At 54.8% G+C, this 16,327-nt stretch carries 14 protein-coding genes; 10 read left to right on the top strand and 4 right to left on the bottom strand.

The window, feature by feature from the left end; translation table 11 throughout:
- Positions 1-76: 76 nt before the first annotated feature.
- Positions 77-2,902, bottom strand: a complete 2,826-nt coding sequence (gene uvrA / locus ACJJIC_RS00275) for an excinuclease ABC subunit UvrA (protein ID WP_445357798.1) — start codon at positions 2,900-2,902, stop codon at positions 77-79.
- A gap of 160 nt (positions 2,903-3,062) precedes the next feature.
- Between uvrA and ACJJIC_RS00270 the strand changes: the two genes are divergently transcribed.
- From ACJJIC_RS00270 to ACJJIC_RS00255, 4 genes are all read left to right on the top strand, one after another.
- On the top strand, positions 3,063-4,469 hold the full coding sequence (locus tag ACJJIC_RS00270) for a mannose-1-phosphate guanylyltransferase/mannose-6-phosphate isomerase (RefSeq protein WP_444908652.1): 1,407 nt from the start codon (positions 3,063-3,065) through the stop codon (positions 4,467-4,469).
- 89 nt (positions 4,470-4,558) lie between these two features.
- Positions 4,559-5,740, top strand: coding sequence for an MFS transporter (locus ACJJIC_RS00265; RefSeq protein ID WP_445357797.1), 1,182 nt, complete (start codon positions 4,559-4,561; stop codon positions 5,738-5,740).
- A 161-nt stretch (positions 5,741-5,901) separates the two neighbouring features.
- On the top strand, positions 5,902-6,489 hold the full coding sequence (gene ssb / locus ACJJIC_RS00260; RefSeq protein ID WP_444887962.1) for a single-stranded DNA-binding protein: 588 nt from the start codon (positions 5,902-5,904) through the stop codon (positions 6,487-6,489).
- Positions 6,490-6,503: 14 nt separating this feature from the next.
- The gene (locus ACJJIC_RS00255) at positions 6,504-7,352 is read left to right on the top strand and encodes a sugar nucleotide-binding protein (protein ID WP_445357796.1); all 849 of its coding nucleotides are present in this window, start codon (positions 6,504-6,506) and stop codon (positions 7,350-7,352) included.
- 65 nt (positions 7,353-7,417) lie between these two features.
- Here the strand turns inward: ACJJIC_RS00255 and fabB are convergent, their stop codons facing one another.
- Entirely contained in the window at positions 7,418-8,641 is a 1,224-nt protein-coding gene (gene fabB / locus ACJJIC_RS00250) for a beta-ketoacyl-ACP synthase I (protein ID WP_445357795.1), read from the bottom strand.
- Positions 8,642-8,706: 65 nt separating this feature from the next.
- Positions 8,707-9,231, bottom strand: coding sequence for a 3-hydroxyacyl-[acyl-carrier-protein] dehydratase FabA (gene fabA / locus ACJJIC_RS00245; protein ID WP_444883698.1), 525 nt, complete (start codon positions 9,229-9,231; stop codon positions 8,707-8,709).
- Between the two features lie 277 nt (positions 9,232-9,508).
- On the opposite strand from fabA, the gene galU reads away from it, so the two are divergent.
- Together galU and ACJJIC_RS00235 are read left to right on the top strand one after the other, a co-directional pair.
- Entirely contained in the window at positions 9,509-10,357 is an 849-nt protein-coding gene (galU, locus tag ACJJIC_RS00240; protein WP_444908655.1) for a UTP--glucose-1-phosphate uridylyltransferase GalU, read from the top strand.
- Entirely contained in the window at positions 10,358-11,707 is a 1,350-nt protein-coding gene (locus tag ACJJIC_RS00235) for a phosphohexomutase domain-containing protein (RefSeq protein ID WP_444908656.1), read from the top strand.
- A gap of 142 nt (positions 11,708-11,849) precedes the next feature.
- On the opposite strand, the gene ispB is transcribed toward ACJJIC_RS00235, so the two are convergent.
- Positions 11,850-12,812, bottom strand: coding sequence for an octaprenyl diphosphate synthase (gene ispB, locus ACJJIC_RS00230; protein ID WP_444908657.1), 963 nt, complete (start codon positions 12,810-12,812; stop codon positions 11,850-11,852).
- A gap of 247 nt (positions 12,813-13,059) precedes the next feature.
- On the opposite strand from ispB, the gene rplU reads away from it, so the two are divergent.
- From rplU to proB, 4 genes are all read left to right on the top strand, one after another.
- Entirely contained in the window at positions 13,060-13,371 is a 312-nt protein-coding gene (rplU, locus tag ACJJIC_RS00225) for a 50S ribosomal protein L21 (protein ID WP_252084438.1), read from the top strand.
- Positions 13,372-13,388: 17 nt separating this feature from the next.
- On the top strand, positions 13,389-13,646 hold the full coding sequence (gene rpmA / locus ACJJIC_RS00220; protein ID WP_067086922.1) for a 50S ribosomal protein L27: 258 nt from the start codon (positions 13,389-13,391) through the stop codon (positions 13,644-13,646).
- A 200-nt stretch (positions 13,647-13,846) separates the two neighbouring features.
- Entirely contained in the window at positions 13,847-15,052 is a 1,206-nt protein-coding gene (gene cgtA, locus ACJJIC_RS00215) for an Obg family GTPase CgtA (RefSeq protein ID WP_444908658.1), read from the top strand.
- A gap of 121 nt (positions 15,053-15,173) precedes the next feature.
- A complete protein-coding gene (gene proB / locus ACJJIC_RS00210) occupies positions 15,174-16,310 on the top strand; it encodes a glutamate 5-kinase (protein WP_445357794.1) in 1,137 nt (378 codons plus the stop codon).
- Positions 16,311-16,327: the final 17 nt, after the last annotated feature.

Here is a 16,327-nt window from a genome sequence, read left to right as displayed (position 1 = left end):
CACGTTCCGTCGCGGCATGTATTCGGTGGTTTTATTGATATAGGAGCCAGATTGCGATCCAGCTCCGTACTATTGATTACCCAAGCATCGGCTTTAGGAAGCGGCCGGTATGGGAAACTTTCATTTCTGCCACATCCTCTGGAGTCCCTGCTGCAATAATCTGTCCTCCACCGGAGCCGCCTTCCGGGCCCAGGTCCACAATCCAGTCGGCAGTTTTAATGACGTCCAGATTGTGTTCGATAACCACGATGGTATTGCCGTGATCGCGCAGGCGATGTAAGACATCCAGTAATAATTGGATGTCGGCAAAATGCAGGCCAGTGGTGGGTTCGTCAAGGATATACAAGGTTTGGCCGGTGTCGCGCTTGGACAGTTCACGAGAGAGTTTTACTCGCTGCGCTTCGCCACCGGAAAGTGTGGTGGCCGCCTGGCCAAGTTTGATATAGGAGAGACCGACATCCATCAAGGTTTGTAATTTCTTGGCAATTGCGGGCACGGGGTCAAAAAACTCTCGCGCATCTTCCACTGTCATTTCCAATACCTCGTGGATATTTTTGCCTTTGTAATGTACTTCCAGGGTTTCGCGGTTGTACCGTTTACCATGGCAGGTGTCGCAGGGCACATAGATATCCGGTAGAAAATGCATTTCGACTTTGATCACACCGTCGCCCTGACAAGCCTCACAGCGACCGCCTTTTACATTAAAGCTGAAACGGCCTGGCTTGTAGCCACGTGAGCGCGCTTCCTGGGTACCGGCAAATAGCTCTCGAATCGGGGTAAAAATACCTGTGTAGGTGGCCGGATTAGACCTTGGGGTGCGGCCTATAGGGCTCTGATCGATATCCACACATTTATCGAAATGCTCTAACCCATGAACGGACTCATATGGGGAGGCCTTCAAGGTGGTGGCTTTATTGAGTGCTGTGGCTGCAAGAGGGTAGAGGGTGGTATTGATTAGGGTAGATTTACCAGAGCCCGAGACACCAGTGACACAGGTAAAGAGGCCTACGGGGATTTCCAGGTCTACGTTTTGCAAATTGTTGCCGCTGGCACCTTCGAGGCGCAGCATATAGTCCTCGTTGGGGATGTAGCGCTCTTCCGGTACAGCAATTTTCTTTTTTCCGGACAGGTACTGTCCGGTGAGAGATTTTTTACACTTGGTGATTTTATCCGCGGTACCAGCCGCGACTACTTCGCCACCGTGAACACCGGCACCGGGGCCTATATCGACAATAAAGTCGGCACTGCGGATAGCGTCCTCATCGTGCTCAACGACAATGACTGTGTTACCGATATCGCGTAGATGGGTAAGAGTGTTAAGTAGGCGTTCGTTGTCCCGTTGGTGTAAGCCAATAGAAGGCTCGTCGAGGATATACATTACGCCCACCAGGCCGGCCCCGATCTGGCTGGCCAGGCGAATCCGCTGTGCCTCACCGCCAGATAGAGTTTCTGCGCTGCGATTCAGAGTTAGGTAGTTGAGCCCCACATCTACCAGGAAGCGAAAGCGATCGCGCAGCTCTTTAAGAATTTTATCGGCAATTTCTTTTTGGGCACCTCTGAAGGTCAGCTCGTGATCAAAATAGTTGAAAGCATCGCCGACGGGCAGCTCGGTAATCTGTGCCAGGGTACGATTGTCCACAAAGACATGACGGGCCTCTCGACGCAGTCGGGTGCCATGGCACTCAGGGCATTTTTGTGTGCTCAGGTATTTGGCCAGTTCTTCGCGTACAGATTGGGATTCGGTGTCCCGATAACGGCGTTGGAAGTTGGGAATAATGCCCTCGAAAGTGTGCTGCCGCACGGTAACATCACCGCGATCATTTACATAGCTGAAGTCGATTTCCTCATCGCCACTGCCCTGTAAAATGATCTTGCGGTGCCCCTTGCGTAGTTTCTTCCAGGGTTTGTCCAGATCGAAGCCGTAGTGCTCGGCGAGAGAGTCGAGCATGTGATAGTAGTAGATGTTGCGTCTGTCCCAACCGCGAATAGCACCTTCGGAGATGCTGCTCTCTGGGTCGAGAATCACCTTATCCTCGTCAAAGAACTGCTTAACCCCCAGGCCGTCGCAACTGGGGCAGGCGCCGGCCGGGTTGTTGAAGGAAAACAGGCGAGGTTCCAGTTCGTCCAGTGAATAGTCACAGACAGGGCAGGCGTGGCGTGCGGAAAAAAGTCGGTCTTCCTGGTCACCATCCATAAAGCTGATGGAAGCGATGCCATCGGTGAGATTCAAAGCAGTTTCGAAGGACTCCGCCAGGCGTAACTGCAGGTCATCGCGCACCTTAAAGCGGTCTACCACAACCTCTACGGTGTGCTTGCGTCGCTTGTCCAGCTTGGGCGTGTCGTCCAGATCACAGATAACGCCATCGATACGTGCTCGAACGAAGCCGTCACGACGCAGCTGTTCAAATACATGCTGGTGCTCGCCCTTGCGGTCGCGTACTACGGGTGCCAGTAGCATCAGCTTAGTGCCCTCCGACAGGGTCAGTACCTGATCCACCATCTGGCTCACGGTCTGGGCCTGTAGCGGTTCGTCGTGTTCCGGGCAGCGGGGTTCGCCGACACGGGCGAACAACAGTCTGAGGTAGTCGTAAATCTCAGTAATGGTGCCTACGGTGGAGCGCGGGTTGTGGGAGGTGGACTTCTGCTCAATGGAGATGGCCGGCGACAGTCCCTCAACAGTATCCACATCCGGCTTTTCCATCATCGATAGGAATTGCCGTGCATAGGTGGACAGGGATTCCACATAGCGGCGCTGGCCTTCAGCGTAAAGGGTGTCAAAGGCCAGGGAGGATTTACCGGAGCCAGACAGTCCGGTTATCACGATCAGCTTGTCGCGGGGGATGTCCAGATCGATATTTTTCAGGTTGTGGGTGCGAGCACCCCTCACATAAATCGTGTCCACGCTCTACCTATATTGCTGCTAATACTGGGCCGGGCCACGGACTTGCTCCGCACGGGGCGATCACAACTGCGGTGCCGGGAAAACAGCCGAGTATAAACTCGCGACCCAATGTGCCAAAATCGTCTACCGCAAAAAACCAACCGATGAACAGAAAGCGCTGATGATCCCTGTAATTCTTTGTGGCGGCACTGGCTCGCGCCTGTGGCCACTGTCCCGGGAAACCTACCCAAAGCAATTTTTGCCGCTAACAGGTGAAGAAACCATGTTGCAGGCCACCGCGAGGCGGTTGGAAGGCGTGGCACAGCTACAGGCTCCGATTTTAGTGTGCAATGAGGAGCATCGCTTTGCTGCAGCGGAGCAGTTGCGCGAGATTGGTCACGGTGCCCAATCTATTTTGCTAGAGCCCTGTGCGCGCAATACGGCACCCGCTATCGCTCTGGCGGCCCTAGCTGCGCTTGAATCTGGTAAAGACCCCCTGCTACTGATACTGCCGGCGGACCACGCGGTGGCCGATGTGGCGGCCTTTCAGGAGGCACTCAAGCCTGCCCGGGCCTTGGCTGAGCAGGGACATTTGGTGACTTTTGGTATTGTTCCGACAAGAGCTGAGACCGGTTACGGTTATATCCGCCGCGGAGAAGGGCTTTCTGCTGGTGCCTGGGCAGTCGCAGAATTTGTTGAAAAGCCTGATGCCGAGACAGCTGAGTCCTATCTGGCCGATGGCGGTTATTCCTGGAATAGCGGTATGTTCCTATTCCGCGCTTCCCGTTATCTGGAGGAACTGGGCCAGCATCGAGAGGATATTCTCGGTGCCTGTCGCACAGCCTACGAGCAGGCCGCTCGAGATCTCGACTTTACCCGGGTGGATAGAGAGGCCTTCGCCGCTTGTGCCGATGAATCTGTGGATTATGCGGTTATGGAGCCTACGGAGTCGGCGGCTGTAGTGCCTATGGATGCTGGCTGGAGCGATGTGGGCTCCTGGCTGGGTTTGTGGGAGCTGGCCGAGCGGGATGACGACGACAACCTGCTGCAAGGAGATGTGTTGCAGGAAGGCAGCAGCGGTTGCCTGGTGCGTGCGGAGAGTCGCTTGGTCAGTTTACTCGGTGTAGAGGACCTGGTGGTGGTGGATACCGACGACGCCCTGCTGATTGCTGACAAACAGCGGGTTCAGGAGGTGAAAAAACTGGTGGGGAGCCTCAAGCGCTCCGGCCGCAGCGAGGCCCAGCGACACCGCAAGGTGTATAGACCTTGGGGCTACTACGACTCTATCGATGCGGGTCCGCGTTTTCAGGTAAAACGCATCGTGGTTAAGCCTGGACAGCAGCTTTCACTGCAGATGCACCACCACCGCGCGGAGCACTGGATTGTGGTGCGTGGCACCGCAAGGGTGACCCGCGGTGATGAAGAGCTGCTGGTTACCGAGAATCAATCCACCTATATCCCCCTGGGGGTTACGCACCGGTTGGAAAATCCCGGCACCATCCCTCTGGAGCTGATCGAGGTGCAGTCCGGCAGCTACCTGGGCGAGGACGATATAGTCCGTTTCGATGACGACTATGGTCGAGGCTAGATCTCCGCGAAAGTTGTACTGCTCCCACTACAGCCTGGCGCTCACTCGCTGTACAATGCGCGCCCACTTGACGCTGTTCCGGGAGCTGCATGAATTCTATTGAGCGCCGAGCCCTGGGTGGGCTGGCTTCCCTTTATGTGTTTCGCATGCTCGGCCTGTTTATGGTGCTGCCGGTGCTCACGGTGTACGGTGAAGGCTATCGTGATAGCACTCCGATGCTGCTGGGGTTGGCCATGGGTGCCTACGGTTTGAGTCAGGCCTTATTGCAGATTCCGCTGGGACTTCTGTCTGATCGCTGGGGCCGAAAACCCGTAATTTATACCGGCCTGGCGCTATTCGCCCTAGGCAGTATCGTCGCTGCGCAGACAGATTCCGTATATGGGCTGATTGTTGGCCGGGTGTTACAGGGATGTGGAGCGATCGCTGCCGCAGTGATGGCACTAGTGGCTGATTTGACCCGGGATGAGAAGCGCGGCATTGCCATGGCCGTGATCGGGGCCTCGATCGGTGTGGCCTTTATGTTGGCGGTAATACTGGGCCCGGCACTCGCGGGTGTTGGCGGACTGCCGGCCATTTTCTGGCTGACAGCAGTACTGGCCGTACTCGGCATGTTGCTGGTATGGCGGGTGGTGCCAACACCTCAAGTAGCAAAGCGCCCTGCGGTATTTAAGGGCGGTTTCCGCAAAGTATTGGGTAGTGGCCTGACCTGGCGCCTGGTCAGCGGGGCCTTCTTTTCTCACTTACTATTGACGGCGCTGTTTGTGGCATTGCCACTGGTGCTAGTCGATCGCCTGGATTGGCCGGCGGATGAGCACTGGAAACTTTATGGTCCGCTAATGCTGGGCACCTTTATCATTATGCTGCCCTTAATGCGTGTGGCCGAGCGCTCTGGCAAAGTGCCGCTTGCGCTGAACCTGGCGGCGCTTGCTCTGGTGGCTGGCAGCGCGGCGTTACTGCCGATGAATGGAACAATAGCAGTTGTACTGCTGCTGAGTATTTTCTTTGTGGGCTTCAATCTGTTGGAAGCCTTACTGCCGGCCCAGTTGACTCGCAAAGCCCCGGAGGATGCCCGTGGGGCAGCTTCGGGCCTGTACGCGACGCTACAGTTTTTTGGCACCTTTGTCGGCGGCAGTCTGGGCGGATATCTGTACGGACTCGGTGGCACCAGTGCGGTGGCGGGGCTCGGTTTTGCTGTAGTGGCAATTTGGATGCTGCTTTGGTGGGCTCTGCGCGAGCGGCTCTCCGATATCCGTGAGGGTAGCGCTTACTAACAGTGGGTGTCTGTTGTATGCTGCTGTATAAAAATACACTGTCTGCAGCTGTAAGTGGCTGCATGCTTACATACTCAGAGTACGAGTGAAACCGTACCTGAAATTTAATATTGAATGATTAGTGCTCCGGGTGGGACCCGGGTCGAAGAGAGGAGAGGGCCATGGCCAGGGGTATCAACAAAGTAATCTTAATTGGCAATCTGGGTAATGACCCGGAAACCAAATATATGCCGAGCGGTGGTGCGGTTACCAATATCAGCTTAGCCACCAGCGAGAGCTGGAAGGATAAGCAGACTGGCCAGCAGCAGGAGCGCACTGAATGGCACCGCGTAGTATTTTTCAACCGCTTGGCAGAGATTGCCGGTGAGTATTTACGTAAAGGTGCAAAGGTCTATGTAGAAGGTTCGCTGCGCACGCGTAAATGGCAGGATAAGAATACTGGTCAGGATCGCTACACTACGGAGATTGTTGCCAGCGAAATGCAAATGCTGGATGGTCGCGGAGAGCAGGGCGGTTTCGGTCAGGGTATGGGCGGTGCCGCAATGGGTGCGACAGGTGCAGCTATGGGGAGCCAGATGGGCGGTCAGCAAGGCGGTTACGAACAGCAAGGCGGTTTCCAGCAAGGTGGCTATCAGCAGGGTAATCAGGGGCGCCCGGCTCCCAGTAACCAACAGCAACCTGCGCAACAGCAAAGCCAGGGCCCTGCCGGTGGTTTTGATAATAGCTTTGACGACGATATCCCCTTCTAAAACAGGCCTGCCCTGTGTCTGATCTACATACCGGATATAAGCCGGATCGGGTTGCGCTAATTCGCGCCGGAAACGATATCGATAGCGCGCTGCAGAAACGCCTGCAGCGTGCTGGTTTCCGTATACAGCTGCTCACACCCGCAGAACTCGATAAGTTGCGCCCCGCCTCTATTGTCATTAATGCGTCGGCATGCGCGGATGACCAGGGTATGCCGGAAGCCCTAGAGGTTGCTGAGTCATTGGCACAGTGCTCCTGTCAGCATGTTATTCACCTCTCTTCCTATGCGGTCTTTGCCGGTGGTGAACCGAGGAAATATGACGAGGATGAGGTAGCTGCACCTCAATCTCACAGTGGGCGGCAATGGCTGGCTTGTGAGGAAGCCTTATCAGGATGTGAGAATCTGACAGTTCTGCGTTTTGGCTGGATGGTGGATAGCAATCCGGATGCTCTGCTGGGGCGGGTGTTAAGGGGTTTTGTGACGGGTGAGCCGGTCACACTGGATGGCTGCAATAGCGGTAATCCGGTCACGGCCCTGGATCTGGCTCGTGTTGCAGTTGCAGTGGCGCAGCAACTAGCCAGTGGCGCTGAGGCTAGAGGGATCTATCACTACGGCAGCTCGGATGACTGTACTGCGGTGGAGTTTGCCCTTGAGGTTGTGGAGCGAGCCCAGTCACTCTACGACGAGGGCAGGTTCGCACAATTCAGCGCACTGGAAACCGGGCCGGACCAGAACCGGGGGGTGGTGTTGGCCTGTGGTAAGTTGCGCGATGTCTTTGGCATACAGCAGCATAGCTGGCGCCAAGGCCTCACTAGGCAGGTGGAGCTGTGGTTGGAGCGTCTGGATGCGGAGAAGCAGGAATAGCTTTAGAGCGATTGTAAAAAGGGCGCCAATGTGGCGCCCTTTTTATTTGGATCAAGATAACGGCTTTAAACTTTATCGAAAATCAGGCACGCGTTGGTACCACCGAAACCAAAGCTGTTGGACATGGCACGCTTAATCTCGCACTCGCGCAATTCAGTGACTAGATCCATCCCTTCCGCTTCTGGGTCCCGGTGCTCCACATTGGCGGAAGCGGCAATAAAGTTATTTTGCATCATTAGCAGACTGTAGATGGCCTCCTGCACGCCGGCAGCGCCGAGGGAGTGTCCGGTTAGAGACTTGGTGGAGGCAAATGCGGGCACTTTGCCGGCAAAGACTTCGCTCATGGCTTTTAGCTCAGCGATATCGCCGACCGGGGTTGAGGTGCCGTGGGTGTTGATGTAGTCCACACCGCCTTGAAGCCCTTTGCCATCCATACCTGCCAGGGCTTGCTGCATGCAGCGCACTGCGCCTTCTCCACTCGGGGCGACCATATCGTATCCATCAGAAGTTGCGCCGTAGCCAGTGAGTTCGGCGTAAATGGTTGCGCCGCGGGCGAGTGCATGGTCCATTTCTTCCAGAATCAGACAGCCACCACCACCGGCGATAACAAAACCATCCCGATCGGCATCGTAGGGGCGTGAGGCCTTAGTGGGGTCGTCGTTAAACTTGCTCGATAGGGCGCCCATGGCGTCGAACAGGTGTGTGAGACTCCAGGCCAGTTCCTCACCGCCACCGGCGAAGATAATATCCTGCTTGCCCATCTGAATCAGCTCGGCACCGTTGCCGATGCAGTGGGCACTTGTGGCACAGGCGGAGGAGATGCTGTAGTTCACACCTTTGATTTTATAGGGTGTGGATAAGCAGGCTGAAACGGTGCTGTTCATCACCTGGGGAACTCGGTAGGCGCCGACACGCCGAACCCCCTTTTCCTTGAGCGTGTGTGCGGCATCAATAATATTTTGGGTGGAGGTGCCGCCGGAACCCATCACAATGCCGGTTCGAGGGTTGGAGATGTCTTTCTCCTCCAAGCCGGACATTTCGATTGCCTCTCGCATGGCGATGTAAGCATAGGCTGCTGCATCTCCCATAAAGCGCAGTTGCTTGCGGTCTATATGTTCTTTGAAATCGATATCCACAGGGCCTGCAACCTGGCTGCGCAGGCCTAGCTCTTTGTACTCCTCCTGGAAGCGGATACCGCTGCGGCCTGCTCTTAGTGAATCGGTAACTTCTTTTGTATTGGTACCGATACAGGATGTGATGCCCATCCCGGTAATGACTACCCGACGCATAGTGATCTCCAACAGTACTTGGTAGTAAAGGCCTTTAAAGTTTTGCCCGCCTGAGCTTAATAAAGTTAAAAGTTATCAGTACGAGTAAATAAACCAACGCGAAGGTCTTTTGCAGTGTAGATTTCACGCCCATCCACCGACACAGTGCCATCGCCAATACCCATAACCAGCTTTCGTTCAACAAGCCGGGACATTTGAATGTGGTAGGTTACCTTCTTGCTGGTAGGTAAAATCTGACCGGTAAACTTTACCTCCCCACAGCCGAGGGCACGGCCATGTCCGGGATTACCCTTCCAGGCCAAAAAATAGCCTAGGAGCTGCCACATAGCATCGAGCCCCAAGCACCCAGGCATTACCGGGTCACCGGGAAAGTGGCAATCAAAAAACCAGAGGTCAGGGTGTATATCCAGCTCGGCGATGACTTCACCCTTATCATATGCTCCCCCCTCTTTTGATATATGGGTGATACGGTCCAACATCAGCATATTGGGGGCGGGCAATTGTGCATTGCCTGGACCAAACATCTCTCCGCTGGAGCAGGTCAGTAGCTCCTCTCTGTTGTAGCTACTTTTTTGAACAAAATTACTCATCTTCTCCCCGGCTTTGGGTGGTTACGCAACTCATGTTGAGCGTTTTTGTAAGAGCGGGCATTCTAAGCGCTGTGTGTCGCTTGTCCAGTCAGTCAAAATTATTTTTGTGACTGTCGTAGTAATTACCTTCACAACATCTTATATGATCATTTGTGTTGAGCGCTGACACATTGGAGGAATTTGGCGTCATCCTTTGTAGGTGAACTCTCCTCTGAGCTGTGTTAGGTTGCCGTCGGCGCAGGAGAGCGCTTATTTATCTGGATTATGGGGTAGCGCAATGCTTAAGAAATGTTTATTCCCGGTTGCCGGTTACGGCACCCGTTTCCTGCCTGCCACCAAGGCGATGCCGAAGGAAATGTTGCCACTGGTGAACAAGCCGTTGGTGCAGTATGGGGTAGAAGAGGCCATTGAAGCCGGCCTCACAGAGATAGGTTTCGTTACTGGGCGTGGTAAGCGCGCTATTGAGGACCACTTCGATACCAATTACGAGCTGGAGCATCAAATTGCCGGAACTGGTAAAGAGCGCTACCTAGATTCTGTCCATAAAGTAATTGATAGTGCCAGCTTCTCCTATACTCGCCAGGGAGAGATGCGTGGACTGGGTGATGCTATTTTGCAGGGGCACCGTCTAGTCGGAGATGAGCCATTTGGAGTGGTGCTAGCTGATGACCTGTGCCTGAATGAAGACCTTGGCGTACTTTCGCAGATGGTTCAGCTTTACAAGCAGTTTCGCTGCAGCATAGTGGCCGTCGAAGAAGTGCCGATGGAGCAGATTCATAAATTCGGTGTGATTGCAGGCAATGAAATCAAGCCAGGCCTATACCAGGTAACGGATATGGTGGAAAAGCCGGCCGTTGAAGATGCGCCAAGTAACAAGGCAATCATAGGGCGCTACATTCTCACCCCAGATATTTTTGATCTTATCCGCAATACCCCGCCTGGCAAAAATGGGGAAGTGCAAATTACTGATGCATTGCTGACCCAGGCGCGGCAAGGCTGTGTTCTTGCTTACGCTTTTAAGGGGCGGCGCTTTGACTGTGGCTCTGTGGAAGGGTTTATTGAAGCTACTAACCATGTCTATGAAAATAAGTATCTGCCGGAGCAAGCAGCTGAGGAGAAAAAATAAGTGTCAGAACTGACCTGCTTTAAAGCCTATGATTTGCGCGGTCGTGTGCCAGATGAACTGAACACAGATGTGGCTTACCGGGTGGGGCGTGCATTCGCACAATTCCTGGATGCACAACGGGTAGTCGTTGGGCACGATATTCGTCTCACCAGTGGTGAACTGACCGATGCCCTGGTGAATGGCTTACGCGATGCCGGTGCCGATGTTTTTCATATCGGCGAATGTGGTACTGAAGAAGTGTATTTCGCTACTTTCTATGGTGATTTTGATGGCGGTATTTGTGTTACCGCCAGCCATAACCCCATGGATTACAATGGCATGAAGTTTGTTCGCGCGGGTAGTAGGCCGATTAGTGGGGATACCGGGTTATTGGAAATCAAGCGCCTGGCAGAGGAAAACCACTTCGCTCCTGTTGCAGAGCGCGGTGAACTGCAGAGCTTTGAGCACAGACCGGCTTTTGTTGAGCACTTATTGGGTTATGTTGATAGTAAAGCGCTGAAGCCTTTGAAGCTGGTAGTGAATGCGGGCAATGGTGGTGCAGGTGCAGTTGTCGATGTGCTAGCCCCTCACTTGCCTTTTGAGTTTGTGCGGGTTCACCATCAGCCAGATGGGAATTTCCCCAACGGTATCCCCAACCCAATCCTACCGGAAAACCGTGCCTCTACTGCAGAGATGGTGCGTGAGAGTGGCGCCGACTTTGGTATTGCCTGGGATGGAGATTTTGACCGCTGTTTCTTCTTCGATGAAAACGGTGATTTTATCGAGGGCTACTATGTGGTCGGCCTGCTTGCCGAGGCCTTCCTGGTGAAGCACAAAGGCGCCAAAGTGGTCCACGATCCCCGCCTGCTGTGGAATACGGAAGATATTGTGCGTGCTGCTGGGGGTGAGCCAGTCCAGAGCAAAACTGGTCATGCCTTTATTAAGGAGCGCATGCGCAAAGAAGATGCCATTTATGGTGGTGAGATGAGTGCACACCATTATTTCCGTGACTTCGCTTACTGCGATAGTGGCATGATCCCCTGGTTGTTGGTGGCAGAGCTGGTCAGCCGAAGTGGTAAGACTCTGTCCCAGTTGGTCGGAGAGCGCATGGCAGCTTTCCCCTGCTCGGGTGAGATCAATTCCAAGGTGCAGGATGCGGCAGCGGTTATTAAAGCTGCAGAGGAAAAGTATGGTGCAGATGCACTCAGTGTCGAGCATGTGGATGGTCTGAGTGTGGCTTATGCCGAGTGGCGCTTTAATTTACGCATGTCCAATACTGAACCCGTGATTCGCCTCAATGTTGAGTCCCGCGGGGATAAGGCTTTGATGCGTGAGAAGACCGAAGAGCTACTAAAGTTGATTCGTTCATGATTTCCTGATCAGCTCTGAATAGGCTTCATGAGCTGCCGCCTTGAAATTAAAAAAGCCCCATTTTATGGGGCTTTTTTTATGGGTGCTGGTTTACGACATCTGGCCTTCTCGTATCTAGGGCTAGGACGATACTCCGAGCCTGCTAGACATTTCTCTCCACGGCAAAGCTGGCTAGTTGTTGTAGGGCGGTTTTTTGATCACTCTCGGGTAGGAAATCCAGCTGAGTTTTGGCATTCTCCACGGCAGCGCGGGCCCGCTCCATGGTGTAATCCAGTGCTCCGCAGGCCTCAATAGCCTCGACAATTTCTACCAGCTTTGCTGCACTGCGCTGTTCAATCGCCTCCTTTACCAGAGCCGCCTGGTTTTGGCTGCCATTGGCCATGGTGTAGATCAGGGGAAGTGTGGGCTTGCCCTCCGCAAGATCATCGCCGACATTTTTGCCTAGTTCTTCCGGGTTGCCTCGATAATCCAGGGCGTCATCCACCAGCTGGAATGCGAGGCCTAAATGGCGTCCATACAGTTTCAGGGCATTTTGTTCCTCGGCGGAACAGTCGGCCAAAACGGCGGCGGTCTCACAGGCCGCTTCGAACAACGCTCCGGTTTTCTTGTAAATCACACTGAAGTAGTTTTCTTCGCTGACCTCTGGGTCACCGGCGTTTACCAGCTGCTGTACTTCACCTTCGGCAATGGTATTGGTGGTGTCAGAGAGGATTGCCATGATGCGCATGTCCTTTAGGGCAATCATCATCTGGAAGGCACGGGAGTATAGAAAGTCTCCCACCAGGACGCTGGGTGCATTGCCCCATTTGGCATTGGCGGTAAGGCGGCCGCGACGCATATCGGAAGTGTCTACCACATCATCGTGTAGCAGGGTGGCGGTGTGGATAAATTCGATAATGGTGGCCAAATCAATATGGCCCTCATCTCGGTAGTTACAGGCCCTGGCACATAGCAGCACCAGCAGGGGTCGCAGGCGTTTGCCGCCGGCCTCAACCAAGTAGTGGCCTATATTTTCCACCAGGGGGACATCCGAGTGCAGTTGGTCGAGAATACGCTGGTTGACCGCGGCAAAGTCTTCGGCGGCGACCCGGTGAAAAGGCAGCATTTGAGAGTTCCTTAATACGACTAGACAGGCGCCCCCGAAGGCTCGGGCGGCAGAGGGCCGCTATTGTATCAACCCGGCGAATTGATTAGAATCTGCGCCCCGTCGATTGCGGGCTCCGCGGCTTTACTGTTGCTGGTGCCGCCGGCGAAATAGATGTTAAACAACACGGCGCAAGCTCCCGAAATGCGGAGCAGTGACTCGATAGTCCTCCCGCTGCTTCGTGTCGTCCATACCGGAGCATAGAAATATGTACGCTGTTATTGAGAGCGGTGGCAAGCAACACCGTGTAGAAGAAGGCGAAGTACTTCGCCTGGAAAAGCTGGAAGTAGCTACTGGCGAAACCATCGATTTCGACAAAGTGCTGATGGTCGTTGATGGCGATAAAATCAACATCGGCGCTCCCGTTGTAGACGGCGCTAAAGTATCTGCTGAAGTGGTAAGCCACGGCCGCGGCGAGAAAGTGAAGATCATCAAATTCCGTCGTCGTAAGCACTCTATGAAGCGCCAGGGCCACCGTCAGTGGTACACCGAAGTTAAAATCACTGGCATCAAGGCATAAGAGAGGAGTAACGACTCATGGCACATAAGAAAGCTGGCGGTAGTACGCGAAATGGTCGCGATTCCGAGAGTAAACGCCTGGGCGTGAAGCGCTTTGGCGGCCAAGCTGTAGCGGCAGGCAACATCATCGTTCGTCAACGTGGCACCAAGTTCCACGCTGGTGTTAACGTTGGTATGGGCAAAGACCACACCCTGTTCGCCACTGCGGACGGCGTTGTGAAGTTTGAAGTTAAAGGCCCCAACAACCGCAAGTTCGTTTCTATCGAAACTGCTTAAGCGGTCGCAAGCCCTAGCTTCATAAAAAGCCCCGCTATTGCGGGGCTTTTTTGTTGGGGCAGCCCTAAATAGAGGGGTGGTGGGAAGTTGGGGCGGCAGATGCCTGCGAGTGGCGGCTTGTCGGCTGGTATGATGAATATGATGGTAGGTGTGTGTATGTGCGCACCGGATGAGACAACCGCTGTGGCGGTGGAGTGATTATGAAGTTTGTCGATGAGGCGCCCATATTTGTGCAGGCGGGTAAAGGTGGCAATGGCTGCCTGAGTTTCCGCAGGGAAAAGTTTGTAGAGAAGGGGGGACCGGACGGCGGTGACGGCGGTGATGGCGGTTCCGTCTACCTGGAGGCCGATGATTCCCTCAACACTCTGGTAGATTACCGCTACCAGCCCCGTTACGCCGCTGAGAGCGGCCAGCCTGGCCGTGGGCGTAACTGTACTGGGGCCAAAGGGGAAGACCTTGTTCTTAAGGTGCCTGTGGGTACCACAGTAATCGATGTGGATACCGGTGAAGCTGTTGGTGACATGACCCGAGCCGGTGAGCGTCTGCTGGTCGCCCAGGGGGGCTTTCACGGTTTGGGTAATACGCGCTTTAAATCGAGCACTAACCGAGCCCCTCGCCAGACCACCAATGGTAGCGAGGGTGAGCTTCGCAGCCTGAAGTTGGAGTTGAAGGTGCTTGCGGATGTGGGAATGTTGGGGCTTCCCAACGCCGGCAAATCCACGTTTATTCGGGCGGTATCGGCGGCCAAGCCCAAGGTGGCTAACTATCCCTTCACGACCTTGGTGCCAAACCTAGGAGTGGTTCAGGTACAGCGGCATCGCAGTTTTGTGATTGCCGATATTCCGGGTTTGATTGAGGGGGCGGCTGAAGGAGCAGGCCTGGGAATTCGTTTCCTCAAGCATTTGACTCGCTGCCGGGTGCTCCTGCATTTGGTAGACCTGGCGCCATTTGATGGTTCGGACCCAGTGGAGAACGCCCGCGCTATCGAGCGTGAACTGGCTAGTTTTAGCGATACTCTGGCGGGTCGCGAGCGCTGGTTGGTACTGAATAAGACTGACCTGGTGCCTGCTGCTGAACTGGAAGAGCGCTGTCAGTCGGTTGTGGATGCGCTGGGCTGGAAAGGGCCGGTGTTCCGGGTGGCGGCTATTCGCGGTGAGGGTACGGATGTACTTAGCGGCCGCTTGATGGATTACCTGGAGGAGCGCCAAGAGCAGGAGGATCGCGATCCGGAATTGGCTGAGGCTGAATTGGAGGCGCAGCGTCAGATGCAGCGCGAAGCCCGCGAGCGTATCGAGGAGCTTCGGGTTAGCCATCGCGCCAAGCGCAGGGCTGCCAAGGGGCATGTCGATGATGACGAAGACTGGGATGATGACGATCACGATGTCGATATTGAGTATCGCTCTTGAATCGTATGTTTCCGGTGGCAAATCTGTGCTGCCGCGCAGAATTTCTGTCAGCTCCGGCTCTTTACCGGCAATGTGATGATAATTCGATAGGCCCCTAGGGGCCGGTGTCCAGGGAGGAAGTATGGGCTCCGTATCAGTGTCCCGTAGAGGGCTTTCTAAGGGGCGGCGCTGGGTGGTAAAAATTGGCAGTGCCCTACTTACTGATAACGGTCGAGGCGTCAATAATTCGGCGATCTGCGCCTGGGTGGCGCAGATCGCCGAATTGCGCCAGCAGGGTGTTGAAGTGGTGTTGGTTTCTTCTGGGGCAGTAGCCGCGGGTATGGATCGTCTCGGCTGGAACCGCAGACCGGAGTCGATCCATCAGTTGCAGGCCGCAGCTGCGATAGGGCAGAGCCATTTGGTGCAGGTCTATGAGCAGGCTTTCGGTCGCTTCGATATACGCAGCGCGCAGATTTTGTTGGATCATGATGATCTCTCCAACCGCACTCGTTACCTCAATGCGCGCAGTACATTGCGAACACTACTCTCCTTGGGGGCTGTGCCGATCGTCAATGAAAACGATACCGTCGTAACCGATGAAATACGTTTCGGTGATAACGACACCTTGGCGGCGTTGGTGGCTAACCTTGTCGAGGCGGATGCCCTGTTGATTTTGACTGATGCCGATGGGCTCTTTACCGAAGATCCTCGCGATAACCCCGATGCGGAGCTCGTTGGTGAGGCCTCGGCGCGGGATCCGAGGCTGCTGGGGATGGCGGGGGACTCCCGCAGTGGTCTGGGACGAGGAGGTATGACCACCAAAGTACGTGCGGCACAACTGGCGGCTCGTTCCGGTGCCTGCACTGTAATTGCCGGGGGTGCCAGAGAGGGAGTGGTAACGCGGGTATGGAAGGGTGAGGATTTGGGAACTCTCCTGCTTCCGGAAGCGGACCCCTTGGCGGCGAGGAAGCGCTGGCTTGCCGGGCAGCTACAGGCGCGCGGTAGTCTCACTCTCGATAGTGGTGCTGAGAGGGCATTGCGCGATGGTGGTAAGAGTTTGCTATCGGTGGGGGTGACCGCGGTGCAGGGGCGTTTTCACCGGGGAGACTTGGTTTCCTGTCTTGATGGTGCGGGACATGAGATCGCCCGTGGTCTTGTAAATTATGACAGCAGCGAGAGTGCTAGGATTCTCGGGCAGTCATCGGAGCGCTTTGTTGAGTTGCTCGGCTATCGTGATGACGATGAGTTGATACACAGAGATAACCTTATCTTGCTCTAGCAGAAGTACTGGCTTTC

The organism is Microbulbifer mixtoriginis (SeqCode) (assembly GCF_052468275.1).
Note: the sequence above shows the minus strand (reverse complement) of the source record. Positions and strands in the feature narration are given on the sequence as shown.